Source organism: Paenibacillus sp. H1-7, from assembly GCF_022354825.1.
Taxonomy (GTDB): domain Bacteria; phylum Bacillota; class Bacilli; order Paenibacillales; family NBRC-103111; genus Paenibacillus_S.
Map to the genome: position 1 here is coordinate 646,086 of NZ_CP031168.1, position 16,814 is coordinate 662,899.

The following is a 16,814-nucleotide window of genomic DNA, read 5'->3' on the forward strand; positions in this document are numbered from 1 at the left end:
GGTCCCGGCGTTTTTGGCGTTATGGTACAATTGTCATGCGACATGATGAAGTGCGACAAATTTTTACATGGGGCAGACTAAGGAAGCTCACAAAAAGCGAAGGCGGTCGAGAGGGAATGTCACGGGTCATGGACTGGTTGAGAAATCGGAATTCGGTACGAAATCAAATTTTTTTCTCCATCTTGCTGTTTCTCATCGTTCCCTTTTTGCTGACGTTCTACTGGGTGGACAATCCGCTGGAGAGAACGATTGAGCGCAAAATCGGCGAATCCGCGAACGAAGCGCTGCACCAGGTGAATTTTAACGTGGAGCTTTTTCTCGAAAGCATGATGAAATCCGCCATTGATATATCCATGAACCCGACAATCGATGAGCTGCTCAAGCATCCGGAGCGGTTTACCGATTACGAGAAGCTGCGGATTAACGATACGGTCATTAACAAGCTGTTCAGCTCGAATTTCTCGGAGCCCTATGTGACGCTGCTTGATTTGAACGGCAGCTGGCTGAGCAACAAGTATATGGAAGAGGAGCTGTACCGGCAGTATACGGAATCGGCCTGGTTTCGGGAGATGGTCCATCAGCCGTTCCAGATGCGCTGGATGTTCAACTCGAACAATTACATTTATACCGACAAGCAGCCTCTTCTTACCTTGGTCAAAACGGTTACGGAGCTCCAGACGAGCCAAAATATCGGCATGATTCTGTTCAGCGTCCGGGAATCCGACGTCCGCAAATATTTATCCAAGCTGGAAGGCGAAGTGTATTTGGTTGACGAGAACGGCATGATTATTTCCAGCCCAGACGCTAAGCGAATCGGCACTCCTGTCGGCGATGAACCGTTCATGGACAATGTTCACCGGCAGCCGAAAGGGCAGGAGGTGGTCGAGAGGCAGCGGGAGAAATGGTTCGTCAACTACGATACCGTTTCGCAAAGCGGCTGGAAAATCGTTCAGCTGATCCCGTACGATACGGTGTTCAAGGAAATTTTCGACGTGCGTAAAGCGAATATCGCCGTTGTCGTCGTTATTTTTATCGTATTTATGATCATTACACTGTTTATTTCCTATGGCATATCGAGCCCCCTCAAGCTGTTGAAGAAAAGAATGCAGGAAATCGAGGAGCGCGATTTTAACAGCTACTTGTCCGTTTCGGGACCGAAGGAAATCGCCACGCTGCTCAGCACCTATAACAAAATGGCGAAGCGGATCCGCGATTTGCTTCAGCGGCTGCGCGAGGAATACCAGCAGAAGGAAGAAATCCGGTTCAAGGCGCTGCAAGCCCAGATCAACCCGCATTTTATTCTCAATACGCTGAACAATATCAAGTGGATGGCTTACATCCGCAACGACCGCGAGGTAGGGGAAATGCTGTCGCGGCTAGGCAGCATCATGGAGGCGAGTATCGGCAGAGGGGAGACCCTCATTCCATTGAAGGAGGAAATATCGTATATTCAAAACTATGTGGAGCTGATGAAGCTGAAATATAACGACAAGCTTGTTGTGAAGTACGATATCCCCGAGCCGCTGCTGAAGGTGGAGGCCATTAAATTCATGCTGCAGCCGTTGATAGAAAACAGTATTTTGCACGGGATCGAGCCTTTGAACGGGACCGGAACGATTGAAGTGAGCGCAAACGAGGAGGACGGCGGCCTGAAGGTGACCGTGAAGGATAACGGTGTAGGCATGATGCAGGACAAGCTGCTAGCGGAGCAGGCAAGGCTTGCAGGCAGCGTCGACCGAAGCGTTACCGGCAGCATAGGGATGAAAAATGTGCACGACCGGATACGTCTTCAATACGGCGAGCCATACGGTCTGCTTCTGGATAGCGAAGTCCGTGCCGGAACGACGGTGACGCTGCTGCTGCCTTTGCACCATATGGAAAAGTAACGAAACAGAGGACGGGGGAGTCCAGACGGATAAAGACACCAGGGAAAGGAAGGGATAACGATGGCTTTGAAGGTCGTGCTGGCCGACGACGAAATATTGGTTCGGCTCGGCATCAAATCCTTGATCGACTGGGAGCGGCATGGGTTTGAGTTCGCAGGCGACGCTCCCGACGGCCTCCAGGCATTGGAGCTGATCGAACGGACGATGCCGGACATCGTGCTGACGGATATCGTCATGCCGAACATGGACGGCATTGAGCTGATTGAAACGGTGAAGCAGCGGTACCCGTTCATGAGAATCATTGTCCTGAGCAGCCATAACGAATACGATTATATCCGCAAAGCGATGAAGCTCGGCGTGGACGACTACATTTTGAAAACGTCGATGAAGCCGGAAGAGCTGCTCGAGCTGCTCCTGGAGACCGCGGACAAAATTACGGCAAGCGACACGGAGTGGAAGCAGCGTTTGGCTATGGAGGCAGGCGGAGAGAGTCAAGCCGGGGAAACGCAGGACGAGCTGGCCGAGCGGTTGTACAGATACATCGAGGAGCCGGCGCCGAAGGAGCGCGACTTCCTGCAAGACGAGCAGGGCGGCGATGCATCTGCGGAAGCGAAGCATGTGCTCATGCTGCTTCGTATTCACCGCAGCGATCCGTCCAGGGCGACTGTGGATAGCCATCAGGCGAAACGGACCTTGCTCAATCTTCTTCATCTGGAGCTTACCAAATGGACGAAAGGCAACGTAATCCCGTACAAGGAACATGAGGTGATCGTCTGGATTCCGCTGTCTGCAGACTCTGATCAGGGAAGCGCTGCTGAAGATACCGCCGGGCCCGGGCAAGCTGCGTCTGTGCCTCTCCTCTCGCTGGGACAAGATTTGATCAGCGCGGCCAAGCGATTTTTGAATCAGCGCTTGAGCATCGGCATCAGCCGCGTGGCGGCCGGGGAGAGAGGGGCGCGGACCGCCTACCGGGAGGCGAAGGAAGCGCTGGAGCGGTATTTTTTTGGAGGGACGGAGCGGGTTTACGTGTACGAGCCGCCGAACAACACGGAAGCGTCTTCAGAGGTGCCGGTGATGACCCGGGAAATCGAGCAGCGGCTCAAGCAGCAGCTGGAGCTGATGGATGAGAAGGCGGTGCAGCAGATTGTCCGGGGCATTTTCGACAACATGGCTGAAGCCGGAGGGCCGCTGGAGCATAACGTGCAAATAGGCTTGCAGCTGCTGCATGTCATCCAAACGGCAGGCAAGCTGACGGACGAGCACGCGGCGGCTGTCGGACCGGATAGCGGGCTGCCTTTATACAAGCAGGTTATCGGCTTTGAAACGTTAGAGGAAGCAAGGAGCTGGTTCGAACGGCTGATCGGCGTCTGCTGCGATAGGGTCCGAAACCGGATGTACCGGACGGGCCGTGAAGATATTCAGCGTCTGCTTGTGTATATGAGAACGAATTACATGAACGACTTGTCGCTGAAGCAGGCGGCGGATATGGTCAGCATGAGCGAGAGCTACTTGAGTCACCTGTTCAAGAAAGAGACGGATACCGGATTTACGGAGTATCTGAATCAGGTGCGCATCGACAAGGCGGCGGAGCTGCTGCTGACGACGTCGCTCCCGAGCTATTTGATCGCCGAGCAGGTCGGGTATGAGAACATCAATTACTTCGGGCGCATTTTCAAGAAAGTGAAAGGTATCAGCCCGCAGCAGTATCGCTCGCAATATCCGAATGATACGGATGGAGCCTCCCTAACGTGACGGGGAGGTTTTTTGCTATGTCCGTCTGGAATGAAGCCGAGCGATCATAAAAAAATGAACGTCGATCCAAAATAAGTGAATACTACCGGAGACAGCAGTAAGAAAGTGAATAATGTAAGCGTTTTTGTTCGTGTCGGTTTGAAAATGAAACCGCTATACTTTGGTTTGTAAGCGGTTGTACCACATCAATGCCACATCAATACGGGAGGGTCCTATATGAGAAAAAGATTAGCCATGACGATGTCCGTCGTACTCGCTCTCGGCTTCGCGGCCGGCTGCTCCGGCGGCAAGGAGCAGGCCGGAGGTGCCGATAAAGCCACTGACGCGAACGGCGCACCGAAGGTCGAGCTGACCTGGTGGGTCGTACAGGATGAAGATGCATACGGCACATTTTACGACGAAATGATCGATAAATTCCAGAAGCAAAATCCGAATGTCAAAATCAAACGCGAAATCATTCCGAGCGACAAAATCAACGAAAAGCTGAGCATTGCGGCGAACACCGCACAGCTGCCGGATTTGCAGCAGGGCTCCATCTTCTGGCCGCTCAGCTACGCCTACAAAAACCTGATGGTGCCGCTGGACGACATCATCGACAAGGACGACTTCGATCCGGCTATTTTGAAAAACGTTACAGTTAACGACAAGCTGTACATTTATCCGAACAATACCGTCGCCATCGGCTTGGTCGTTAACAAGGATTTGTTCAAGGCGAAGGGAGCGCTCGACCTGCTTCCGAAAAACATGCAGCCTTGGACGACGGAGCAGTTCCTGAAAGCGGCCAAGGCGGTATCCGATCCGGCTGCAGGCACTTACGGCTACGCTATGTACGCGGCAGATACCGGCGGCGACCAGTCGCATCATGCCTTGCTGTGGGGCTTCGGAGGCAAGTCGTTTAGCGACGACAACAAGAAGGCGGTATTGAACTCGCCTGAAGGTATCGAGGGAATGAAGTTTCTGGTGAGCTTGTCCGACGAGAAGGTGGTTCCGCCGGGAGCGGCCGGGTTAAAGGCGACTGAGGTTATCAACAATATGTTTCCTCAAGGCAAAATCGGCATGACGATGGGCAATATCGGCCATATCGGGGCGTTCGAGAAATCGTTCAAGGACGGAACGAACAAGCCGTTTGAAATGGATATCGTCCCTTATCCGACCAAAGACGGCAAGAGCACCAACTCCGTGCTGTTCGGCTACGGCACTTGGGTATGGAACACGAATAAGAAAACGAACATGGAATGGGCCAAAAAGTTCACGCAGTTCATCAACACGAAGGAAAATATGGCCCGTCTGGCCGAGATTCCTTCCGTACTGCCGACCCGCAAATCGCTCGCATCGAAGTACGCGGAGGATTCCATTCAGGGCAAGACGATCAAGCTGTTCAAGAGCACAGGCAACGTCGGCCTGGGCGTGCCGGGCTACTCGGAGACGCGCGCGGCGTTTTATCCGGAGCTGCAGGCGGCTTTGACGAAGACGAAAACACCGGAGCAAGCGCTTAACGATTGGACGAAGAAAGCGAACGAAATCATCGAGCGCAACTCCAAGTAGCTCGCCGGCTATTGCACACTAGGGGGATACGGTGCTTCGTGCAGCGTATCCCTGGTAACATTCATGATTAAAGGAGGAGTATTGATGTCAACCAAGGCAGTCAAGACGAGCAGAGCCATCGGAGGTCATTGGTGGGGGCTTCTGTTCATAGCGCCTTTCGCCATGTTCTTCCTCCTGTTTGAAATTTATCCGATGATCCGCGCCGTGTACTTGAGCTTCTTCGATTACGGGCTCGGCAAGCAAGTGTGGATCGGCCTGGATAATTACGTCTATTTGCTGCAAGATAAAGTGTTTTTGCGTTCCATAGCCAATACGTTCGGCTTTGTCGTAGGTACGGTACCGTTGACGTATTTGTTCGCTATCTTCGTCGCGACGATGATTTATAACAAGCACCGCTATATTGCATCTTTTTTCCGCGGCGCCTTTTACTTGCCGATTGTGACGTCGCAGGTCATTTTATCCGTCATTTGGGCATGGATCTACAATCCGGTGAACGGCGTTGCCAACTACGGCCTGTCGCTGGTGAATTTGGGACCTTATATGTGGTTATCCGATGAACGCCTCGCACTTCCGGCATTGATTATTATCGTCGTTACGTTTAACGTGGGGCAGCCGATTATATTGCTGCTCGCGGCAATGGGCAACATTTCGTCGGACTATTACGAGGCGGCCGATATCGACGGCGCTTCCGCCTGGGACAAATTCCGGCATATTACCCTTCCGCTGTTAAAGCCGACGTCCTTATATATTCTCGTCATGGCTACGATCTGGGCGTTCCAGACATTCGTTGTAGTTCAGATGCTGACCGGAGGCGGCCCGAATTACGGCACCTCGACCATTATGTATATTTTGTACAATACGGCTTTCGTATACGGTCAGCTGGGCTTGGCATCCGCCATGGGAATCGTAATAACCTTGCTTATTTCCATCGTTGCTTTCGCGCAGTTCAAGCTGATGAAGGCCGATGCGGACTCTTAAAATGTAGGAAAGGGGGAGAGAAGTGTGCCGCAAGCTGCTGTCAAATCGGTCAAAATGGCCGCGGATCTCTTGTTGTATGTCGTTGCTGCACTGTTCATATTCCCTCTGTATTGGATGATTACAGGCGCGTTCAAGGATCAGACCTCGTCGATGAAATTCCCGCCGGAGCTGTTCCCGTCGTCGCCGACGCTCGTCAATTTCAACAAACTGATTGAGGACGGCACGATTTTCGTCTGGCTGTATAACAGCGTATTTGTCTCCGTCGTCTCAACCGCAGCCATTTGTTTGGTTGCTGCGATGGCCGGCTATGCGCTGACCAAAAGAAAGTTTCCTGGCGCGGATTACGCCTTCGGCATCATCGTCATTGCGATGTTCATCCCGCGGCAAATTACGCTGGTTCCGCTGTTTACCATGATGCGGGACTTGCATTTGGTCAACAATCTGGCAAGCGTCATTTTGCCTGTCATCTGTCTGCCGTTCGGCGTATTTCTTATGAAGCAGTTCAGCCAGTCCGTCCCTACGGAGCTGATGGAGGCGGGACGGATCGACGGCTGCTCGGAGCTCGGCTTGTTCTTCCGGATCTTTCTTCCGGTCGTCAAACCGGCGCTGGGGGCGCTCGCGATATTCGCTTTTACTTATGCATGGAACGATTACTTATGGCAGCTCGTTATGCTGAGCGATCATAAGAAAATGACGATGAACGTCGGCATATCGACCATGGTTACGGAGTACGTGGCGAATTACGGGCTGCAGATGGCTGCGGCGACATTGGGCTTCATACCGGTATTTGGCGTCTTTATCGCATTTCAAAAATATTTCGTCAAAGGCATCACAATGGGAAGCGTGAAGGGCTAAGAGAGGAGAATCATGGGATGGAAACGATTCGATTTGGTGTTGTAGGCTGCGGCTATTTCGGAAGCGAGCTGACGAGAATCGTACAGCGGATGGAAGGTACGGAAGTAACGGCGGTATTCGGAGGCAGCGATGCGGCGAGGCTGGCGGAGGAGCTGCAATGCAAAGAGGCGGCTACGTTGGAAGAGCTGACCTCGCTGGAGAACGTTGACGCTGTGATCGTAGCAAGTCCCAATCACGTGCACAAGGAAGCGGTAATGCTCGCTGCGGCTCGCGGCAAGCATGTATTCTGCGAGAAGCCGGTCGCTTTGTCGCTCAGCGACTGCCGGGATATGCTGGCGGCATGTCGGGATGCCGGCGTCCGGTTCATGGCCGGTCATGTGATGCATTTCATGAACGGCGTGCAGCAGGTGAAGCGCTGGATCGCCGACGGCGAGATCGGCCGTCCTATTCTGTGCCATGCGGAGAGGACGGGCTGGGAGGAGAAGCAGCCTGCCATCAGCTGGAAGAAGAACGTGGCGACGTCCGGCGGCCATCTGTTCCACCATATTCACGAGCTTGATGTTCTGCAAGCGATCATGGGTCCGGCCGAACAGGTTGTTATGGCCGGCGGCAATTTGGGCCATCAAGGAGACGGCTTCGGCGATGAGGAGGACGCGCTGCTGCTGACGCTGGAGTTCCCGGGCGGCACGCTTGGCACGATGCAGTATGGCGGCGGATTCCGCTGGGCTGAGCATTATATCAAGATTAACGGGACTGAGGGTTCGATTCTTATGGATATGAAGAACTCCAAGGTGATTTTGAACCGGGGCGCACAGCTGACCAGCCGTATGCTGAACGATACGGCTGCCGAGGACCTGGAGCGTGCCCAATCGTACGAGCTGGCCCACGGGGGCATTTCGTACGGCTCTCCTTCGGTCCGGGTGCCGGGATGGCTGATTACGGCGATGACCAAGGAGCTAAAGGCGTTCCGCGACGCGCTTCAAGGCAAGCCGGCCGAAGACAGCCTGAACCTGTTATTCGACGGATCGGCTGCATTAACGTCCATTGCTACGGCAGAGGCGGCCATGAGATCTATGCGCGAGAAGCGCTGGATCGCTGTAGAGAGTATCCATTAAACGGGAGGGAATTTATCATGGGAGCTTATGATATTAATCGGTTTAAAGGCGTCATTATCGCTATGTATGCATGTTATGATGAACAAGGGGAAATCAGCGCCGCTGCCGTGCGCAAGCTGGCCCGTCACTATGCGGGCCTTGGCGTGAAGGGCTTGTATGTCGGAGGCAGTACAGGGGAAGGCATGCTGCAGAGCGTAGAAGAGCGCAAGCAGGTGCTCGCCGCCGTTATGGAGGAGGTCGGCAGCGAGCTCACGATCATTGCGCATGTAGGAGCTCCATCCACGCGCGACAGCATGGAGCTGTCCAAGCATGCGGAGCAGGTCGGAGCCCACGCCATCTCGGCGGTGCCGGCCATCTACTACCGGCTGTCCCCGCAAAGCGTGGAGCGCCACTGGCAGGAGATGATCGACAGCACGTCGCTGCCGTTTATCATTTACCATATCCCGCAAACGACGGGATTCCAGCTCTCCACGTCGCTGCTTAGCAAGATGGCGGCGCAGGACAAGGTGATCGGAGTGAAAATTTCCTCCGAGAGCACGTTCGAGCTGCAGCAGTTCAAAGCTGCCGGCGGGGCGGACTTCCTTGTATTCAACGGACCGGACGAGCAATATTTGGCCGGACGGAGCATTGGCGCGGACGGCGGTATCGGCGGAACGTACGGCGTCATGCCCGAGCTGTTCATGAAGATCGAGCAATGCTTCGTCGAGGGACGGATGGAAGAAGCGCGCGAATGGCAATTCCGCGTGAACGAGATCATCACCGGACTGCTGGCGCTGCCTTCCCTATATGGCGGCTGCAAGGCTATTCTGAAGCTGCGGGGTCTGGATATCGGTCAGCCGCGGATGCCGCTGCTTCCGATACCGGAATCGGAAATGGACCGGGTGAAAGAGCTGAACGACAAAATCTTGGCGTACATTGACCTTGCCAAAGCATAAGGTTGAAGAATAAAGAGGTATCTGCTCTACAAATTGAAATCGCAAGTGCCTGGGCCTCCGTTCGGATTGAGTGGCGACCAGGCCTTTGCGGCAAGGAAGGGGACAGGAGAGACATGGCAACAAATTCAGGTTTGTTTGCGCAGAGGGGCTTGATCGTATCCTGCCAGGCGCTGGAAAACGAGCCGCTGCATGGCGGCGATGCGATGGCGAAGATGGCCAAAGCGGCGGAAATGTCCGGCGCCATCGGCATTCGGACGAACGGCGTGGATGATATTCGGGCGATTAAAGCCGCGGTTGCGCTTCCGGTCATCGGACTCATCAAACGGGATATTCCCGGCTCCGCCGTATTCATTACGCCGACGCTGGACGAAGTGAGAGCCATTGTGGAAGCGGGAGCGGAGATTGTTGCGCTGGATGTGACGGACAGGGAGGATCGGCTTGAGCAAGCCGCTTCCTTGATTGAATACGCTCACCAAGCGGGAGCGGCCGTCATGGCCGACGTGTCCACCTTCGAGGAAGGGCTGGCCGCGGAGCGGCTCGGCGCGGATTTCATCGGTACGACGCTATCCGGCTATACGCCTTACAGTCCGCAGCAGGAGGAGCCGGATTTCGATCTGATCCGCCGCTTGAGCGCCCGGGTGAGCGTGCCGGTCATCGGCGAAGGACGCATATGGACACCGGAGGATGCGGCTCAAGCATTGGCATGCGGAGCGACGTATGTCGTTGTAGGCAGTGCCATCACGCGCCCGCAGCTGATCACCGCCCGCTATGTTCAGGCGGTGCGCAAGCAGCTCGGTTAAGGGAGGGAAGGACTATGATCGCGCAGCAGCGCATCCCTTATGATGCGAGCTCCGAGTACGCCGTAGGCGTAGACGTCGGAGGCACCAAAATCAATGTCGGCCTCATCCGCGAGGCCGGGGAAGTGGTGCTGTCCCGCAGCCTGGAAACCTGCGCGGGGACAGCCGATACGGCCTCCAGGATCATGGAGGCCGTCGACGCCCTGCTTGGCGATGCCGCAGGCCGAATTCCCGCGCTGCGGCTGCGGGGAATCGGTGTCGGCACCGCCGGGCAGGTGGATTGGTCCGAGGGGAGCATCCGCTTTGCCTCGGACTTGATCCCCGGCTACGCCGGGACGCCGCTGAAGCGGCTTCTTCAACAGCGCTACGGCCTGCCGGCCTGCGTCGACAACGACGTGAACGTGCTTGCGCTCACGGAGAAGAAGCTCGGCTCCGGCCGGGGGGTCAAGCATCTGCTGTGCTTGACCCTTGGAACCGGCGTCGGCGGAGCCGTGATGATCGACGGCCGCATTGTGCACGGCGCATGGGGCGGGGCTGGCGAGATCGGCCACATGTCGGTCGATCTGCGCGGAGAGCGCTGCGTCTGCGGCAGCGTGGGGTGCCTGGAGCAGTACGCATCCGGCACCGGCATCGCCCGCAGAATGCAGGAGAGACTCGCCCGTCTGGGCTCGGACGGCGGTGAACGGATCGGCTCGCGGGAGGTGCTCGCCCGATGGCGGGCCGGCGAGCCCGAAGCTTCGGCGGTGATGGCTGACGCCTTCGCCGCCTTGGGCAGCGCCATCGCTTCGCTCGTCCACATTTTTAACCCGGAAGTGATCGTCATTGGCGGCGGAGTAGCCGAAGCGGGAGCGCCGTTGTTCGAGAGAATCCGCGAAGAGGCGGGCCAACGCGCCATGGCGTCGCTGTTCGCCGGAGTTCGTATCGAGCCGGCTTATCAAGGGAATTGGAACGGCATGATCGGAGCGGCTTTGCAGATGTGGGAATACGAGCAGATAGCCGGGACGGAGTCGTTCGCTGATACAGGATCCGCTGAAAGGGAAGGACTTGAACCATGATCGTTGGACATATTCGGCATTGGAAGCAGGAAAGAGCTATGGCGCATCCGGTGATCCGCCAAGCCTTGGATTATTTGGAGCGGACGAATTTCACCGATATGGAGACTGGGAAATATCCCATTATTCCGGATCAAATGTATGCGATGGTCATGCAGCTGACCACCAAGCCGCTGGAGGAAGCCAAGGCGGAAAAGCATGAGCAATTTTTGGACATCCATTATGTGCTTCAAGGCTCCGAGACGATTGGTTATGCGGTGAATTCGGGAGCGAACCAGACCATTCAGCCGTACGACGCCGATGGGGATTACGCCCTGTACGGTCACGTGGAAGGAGAGCGCTTTGTGCGCATGTCTGCCGGAGACTATGTCGTGTTATTCCCTGAAGACATCCATCGCCCGGGTCTGTGCGATAACGCTCCCGGTCCCGTGCGCAAAGTGGTTGTCAAAATCAGCAAAGACTTGTTTCAGTAGGTTCATAGAATGATAGATCGCGTGCGCGTGTGCCAGCTGTAGGATAAACGGCTTGGCTGCGCGTTTTTTTCATTTGAGGGAATGAATGGAATCTGCAAATATAGTCGAGAAGTTGCATTTTTAGTCGAAAATACCTGTGAAATCTACTGTTTTTTCATAGTTCCTATGATAAAATGATAATTAATACAATAATTTGGAATTTTATTGAGGTGGAAATCCATGGTATCCAAACGCCCGGTTACAAAAGCGGCATCCGCAGCGGCGGCGATGTCGATTCTTGCCGTGCCCTATGCCGTAATGGCCCAACCCGCGACCGTTACTCCTCCCGTTGTTCTTCATCCTATCCAAGACTTGACCCTGGCCAAAGGAACGAAAAAAACAATAGATCTAAGCCACTTGGGATCATTCCGCGTGGATAATTCGGTTAGCAGTGTCGTGTATGCAACCTATTCCAGCGCCGAACAGAAGTATGTGGATCTGAAAGGATTGGATCAAGAAGGACCGACCGTTATTACGATTACCGATAATGCAAGTAACCAAATTGTAGAGCAATTCAAGGTCCACGTGCTCGATGCCGGGAACGATGAGCGCATCGATATCGGAGACATTACCAAATACATAGCTTCCCACCCTGCGGACGTGACTCAAGCCTCAGATGTTAGAACGCTATTGAACGGCGTGGAACCGTTTAATACGACGAAGGTCGTTAATAATCCTCCTATCGTTGTGGGCAAACCGGGTACGGTTTATTTGGTTAACGGCGAGCCGAGTGCACCGAAAACGGTATCTATGGCAACGTATTTCAGTGATGATACGACATTGAGTTACAGCCTCATCAATCCGCCTGCTTATTTGAACGCAAACATACAAGAGCTATCAGGAATGCTGACCATTAATGGCGTTAATCTTCCGGTGAATGAGACGAGAACTGAGTGGCTTACGGTACAAGCTAGAAACGAACATGGACTTACAGCGACGATAGACGTGGAAATTTTTATTAATGCGAAGGTCGTTAATAATCCACCTAAAGTATCCGAAGATGCGGTTCGGTCAATTGATGCTGTTCAAAATAAACCATTCGAAAAAACAATAGATTTAAGCACAGTTTTTACAGATGATCCGGGCGATGAGCTTGTGTATAAAATCGAGAGTGTGCTGCCGAATGGTTTAACGGCCTCATTCTTATCCGGCAATACCATTATTGTTTCGGGAACTCCGACTCAAGCTGGGGACGAATATAGAATTGTGCTCAGTGCTACCGATTCTTCAAGTGCTTCTGTGCTGCATGAGATTACTGTACGAGTTGCAGGGGAGGAGCAGCCTGTCCCTGAATTGAGCGGGCAGCAGCCAGAAGTGTCTTGGAAGATAGGGGAGACACAGCCTCAGACCGTCGTATTATCGACGTATTTTAAACCTACTTCAGGCTTGACCTACACTATTGAAGAGATACCTACTTTTGTAACGGCTTCAATTCAAGAGGGGAACCTTATCATTTCCGGAATATCGCCGGACAGCAATGTGGGAGAAACTGCTCAAATTAAAGTCATGGCCGCTAATCGTAGTGGCAGCGTCATTTTGAATGTACCGATTTCTTTAAAATACCCAATTCCAGTTCTCACAGGCGCGAATCCGCCGACTATTGAATTAGTAGACCCTGGGATTTCCCATACGATTTCGCTGTCTGAGTACTTTCTACCGCCTTTATATGACGTAAGGTTTGAAGTGCAGTTTCCCGATTTTATAAGTATAAGTGTAGATACCGAAGCAAAGGAATTACAAATCGTGGGTACCCCTGCCATGAATGAACATGCAGGAGAAGCTTTCGAAATTCTAGTCACTGCATACAATCAATTTGGCCAAAGTCCAGTGTTGAGAGTTCCGTTACAGATCAAGGCGGCACCGCCAATTTATACTCCTCCGGTTGTTGTTGGCAATCCAGGTGCTTTGACATTGATAAACAGACAAGAAGGCCAGACGCAAACGATAACTATGGCGACATATTTCAACGATATTACGTCACTGAGATTCAGCTTAGTTGATCCACTGCCAGCTTATTTGGACGCAAACATACATGAATTATCCGGATTATTAACGATTAATGGCGTTAATCTTCCAGTGAACGAGACGAGAACCGAGTGGCTTCCGGTACAAGCAAGAAACGAGCATGGACTTACAGCGACGATAAACGTGGAAGTCAACGTACAGGCAGCGCCGCCAGTAGTTATCGACACCCCGGGAATAGTAACATTGACGAACCGTCAAGTAGGTATCCCCCAAACTGTAAGTATGGCGACGTATTTCCAAGATTCCAGCGCTTTGAGCTATAGCATTGCAATTAAGCCTGATTATTTGAGCGCCGATATAAACGGAACAACGGGTGAGCTTACAATTTACAGTGCTAATATGCCATCAAACGACCCTATTAGTACTTATATTCAAATTCAAGCGACGAACATGTACGGAAAACAAACGACATTGAACGTAGGCGTAAATATTGGTGCAGCCCCTCCTGCCATAATCGGATCGCCGGCTAGCGTTACTTTGTTGAACGGACAAGAGGCAGAGTCACAAACGAGAGCGATGTCGGCCTATTTCAGCGATACGACCGCTTTAAGTTATGAAATCATCACTAAACCTGAATATGTGACTGCATCTATTGATGAAGCCACGGGCATTTTAACTGTGTTAGGAGCTGCCTTACCTACTAATGAGACACGGACAGACTTTATCGAGGTTCAGGCGACAAATACATACGGTCAAAGCTCAGCATTGAAAGTACCAGTAACAATTGAGGCTGCCACACCTGCAATCATCGGATCACCGGCTGACGTTAAGTTGATTAATGGCTATATTGGTGCGCCTCAAACAGTGAACATGGCCACCTACTTTTGGGATTCGGTTCCGTTGACCTACAGCATTGGACTCAATCCGTATAATGTCGATGCATCTATTGAAACGGCGACAGGCGAACTAACCATCCGAGGGTTGACGCAATCGCTCCCTGAACCTGCGATCATCTATGTGCAAATTCAAGCGACCAATACTTCTGGGAAAACCGCAACAGTTAATGTGCCTATAACCATCGAATCCCCTGCGTTCTTGTATCACAATCAGGATGATCCGATGCCGCTCTCAGCACTGATAGCTGGACTTTTTGGCGATATTTCTGCGACTCATTTCGAGATCACGCGGCCACCTGGAGGCACGCTTACCGCCATCATTGAGCAAAATGATAGTGCGGATGCGCGGATCGTATTTGACGGTATCGCAGAGGAGACGTTCCTCGTAGTTAAAGGGGCCAATCCGACCACTGGAGCCAGTGTGGAGAGAAAAATCCGATTTATATTCAACCAGTCTCCACAAGTGACTGACATTCCAGTAGCTCCGATCTTAGCCGAAAAGGGCACGCCATTAGTCAATGTAACGAGAGACCTGAACGGATTGTTTATAGATCAACCAGGCCAGAACCTTGTGTATTCCATAGAAGAGATGGGAAGTTCATCGGGTTTAGAAGCTTCTGTAGAAGGTGGAGTACTGCATGTAGCAGGCACACCGGTATCTCCAGGATGGTACAGCTTTTATATTAGAGCAACCGATCCGAAGGGGTTGTATGCTTCCAGACAAGTCGAAGTACAAGTAGTAAACCGCCCTGAAGCGGTAGTAACTCCTGAGACTGTAGAATGGGTTTATGGCGTCACGCAGAATAAGGTGCTGAATGGTTCGGAGTATTTTGGGGAAGGTGGTTGGGAGTTTACCTATTCGATAGAAACTCCGGCTGAAGTCGCTGCCTTCATAGACAGCGAAACAGGGGAACTGATCATCCAAAACGTCAATCCGATGGCGAACGGCACGTATATCACTAAAGTAAAAGCTACGAATAGATTCGGAACAAACGCTGTAGTTGATATCCCTATTCATGTTAAGCTTCCGACAACCATTTCATGGAGCGCCGGCGCAGCAATGCCTTATGAATTTGATTTTTCAACATACTTCACGGGTACAGGAGCAACACAGTTTGAAGTGTCGTCATCCTACCCTGGTGTAACAGCATCGATTGTTGAAGAGACACAACAGCTGCAGCTTAGCGGGGTCCAGGCAGATACTTTGGTGACGATCAAAGGAACCAATGTTTCCAGCAATACAACGACGGAAGTCCTGCTTCACTTCTTTACCGACTATCCGGTACCTGTCCTTGATGGAAGTCCGGCCTCTCCGGAAACGATTGAAGTGACGAACGGACCGGTTATGGAGGAGAGGTTTACACCTTATTTGTCAAGCTATTTCGAAGGACAAACCGTCACCTTTGAACTGATGCCTTATACGAATCCTGCCGGATATGTGGATGCGCAAATTTTGGATGATAGAAGACTGGTAGTAGAAGGCGTCTACTTCCCGGATAATTTACCTAGAACAACATCTATCGATGTGAAAGTAACGAATGAGCGGAACAAGAGTACCACCATTAGCTTTCCGGTAGTTGTCAGAGCGATGCCTGCACCGGAAGTTAAATATGAGCCGGACACGCTGTATTTTTATAACGGAATCAACCGCTCCTACGACATTAATCCAGGTAACGATTATTTCGATCAAAAAGGTTTGGATTTTGTTGTTGAAAACAAAGCGGAGCTTATGAGCCTGAACATAAGGGCAGATATGGATGGCAACTTTTTATATGTAGAAAACGTGGCTCCTATCAACATCACTGAAGATTTGAATTTGACCGTAAACCTTATAGCAACGGATCCATTCAATCAATCGACAAGGCTGCAAATTCCGATCGTTATCAAACCCGTAAATAATGAACCGGTCATATCTTCCGATAGTATCGATACAATCTACATGGATACTTTCGATGATCGTTATAATGTGATCGATCTGAAGCTGCTGAACTTGTTTACGGACTCCGATGAAGGAGATTCGATTTCGGGTTATGATGTAGCGATAACAGGTCCTGTTACCGGCTACGTAACGGTTGACCAGTATTTGTTTCTGACGGCGAATAGTCTGGAGCCGGGAGCTGCAGTGACGATAACCGCACATGATCAGGCCAATCATACGGTCAGCAAGACGATACAAATAGCCAATTCTCCTATTGGCGATACGTACTCGCAGGTAAATCCCGGCATTCCGTTCCAATATAGCGATGAATTCCTGCCTGCCCTGCCTGCGGATCCGGAAGACCAGAGCAGAAAGATTTACCTGATAGACCCTAACAATGTATTGTTTTATAATACAACCTACAACTCGGCAGCAGGAGCCAATGAGATTACAATAACTAATCTGCCATCATCAGTAAATATTAGCAATGTGACGCTTAACTATGTGAATAAAGTCGATCACACGTTAACTTTGGATGTGTTCGATATTGCAATAACCGTCTAGCAAAGATTTAAATTATCGTAAGGTCAACTTTCGGGTTGGCCTTT

The 16,814-nt window shown here is 52.0% G+C and carries 11 protein-coding genes; all 11 read left to right on the forward strand.

Annotated elements, in window-relative coordinates; all coding sequences use genetic code 11:
- The first annotated feature begins 116 nt into the window (after positions 1 to 116).
- A complete protein-coding gene (locus DVH26_RS03145; protein ID WP_239631094.1) occupies positions 117 to 1,886 on the forward strand; it encodes a sensor histidine kinase in 1,770 nt (589 codons plus the stop codon).
- Between the two features lie 60 nt (positions 1,887 to 1,946).
- Positions 1,947 to 3,638 carry a response regulator gene (locus tag DVH26_RS03150; protein WP_239631095.1) on the forward strand — a complete coding sequence of 564 codons (1,692 nt, stop codon included), beginning with the start codon at positions 1,947 to 1,949 and terminating at the stop codon, positions 3,636 to 3,638.
- A gap of 216 nt (positions 3,639 to 3,854) precedes the next feature.
- Positions 3,855 to 5,183 (forward strand): ABC transporter substrate-binding protein, encoded by a 1,329-nt coding sequence (locus DVH26_RS03155; protein WP_239631096.1) that lies wholly within the window; start codon positions 3,855 to 3,857, stop codon positions 5,181 to 5,183.
- A gap of 84 nt (positions 5,184 to 5,267) precedes the next feature.
- The gene (locus DVH26_RS03160) at positions 5,268 to 6,161 is read left to right on the forward strand and encodes a carbohydrate ABC transporter permease (protein ID WP_239631097.1); all 894 of its coding nucleotides are present in this window, start codon (positions 5,268 to 5,270) and stop codon (positions 6,159 to 6,161) included.
- Between the two features lie 24 nt (positions 6,162 to 6,185).
- Complete coding sequence (locus DVH26_RS03165; protein ID WP_239631098.1) at positions 6,186 to 7,016, forward strand: carbohydrate ABC transporter permease; 831 nt, start codon at positions 6,186 to 6,188, stop codon at positions 7,014 to 7,016.
- A 17-nt stretch (positions 7,017 to 7,033) separates the two neighbouring features.
- A complete protein-coding gene (locus tag DVH26_RS03170) occupies positions 7,034 to 8,131 on the forward strand; it encodes a Gfo/Idh/MocA family protein (RefSeq protein WP_239631099.1) in 1,098 nt (365 codons plus the stop codon).
- Positions 8,132 to 8,148: 17 nt separating this feature from the next.
- A complete protein-coding gene (locus DVH26_RS03175; protein ID WP_239631100.1) occupies positions 8,149 to 9,066 on the forward strand; it encodes a dihydrodipicolinate synthase family protein in 918 nt (305 codons plus the stop codon).
- 113 nt (positions 9,067 to 9,179) lie between these two features.
- Positions 9,180 to 9,866, forward strand: coding sequence for an N-acetylmannosamine-6-phosphate 2-epimerase (locus DVH26_RS03180; protein WP_239631101.1), 687 nt, complete (start codon positions 9,180 to 9,182; stop codon positions 9,864 to 9,866).
- 14 nt (positions 9,867 to 9,880) lie between these two features.
- The gene (locus tag DVH26_RS03185) at positions 9,881 to 10,918 is read left to right on the forward strand and encodes an ROK family protein (RefSeq protein WP_239631102.1); all 1,038 of its coding nucleotides are present in this window, start codon (positions 9,881 to 9,883) and stop codon (positions 10,916 to 10,918) included.
- Positions 10,915 to 11,388 carry a NanQ anomerase/TabA/YiaL family protein gene (locus DVH26_RS03190; RefSeq protein WP_239631103.1) on the forward strand — a complete coding sequence of 158 codons (474 nt, stop codon included), beginning with the start codon at positions 10,915 to 10,917 and terminating at the stop codon, positions 11,386 to 11,388. Before DVH26_RS03185 ends, DVH26_RS03190 begins: the two co-directional genes overlap by 4 nt.
- 219 nt (positions 11,389 to 11,607) lie before the next feature.
- Positions 11,608 to 16,770: a putative Ig domain-containing protein gene (locus tag DVH26_RS03195; RefSeq protein ID WP_239631104.1), complete on the forward strand. Its 5,163-nt coding sequence runs from the start codon at positions 11,608 to 11,610 to the stop codon at positions 16,768 to 16,770.
- Positions 16,771 to 16,814: the final 44 nt, after the last annotated feature.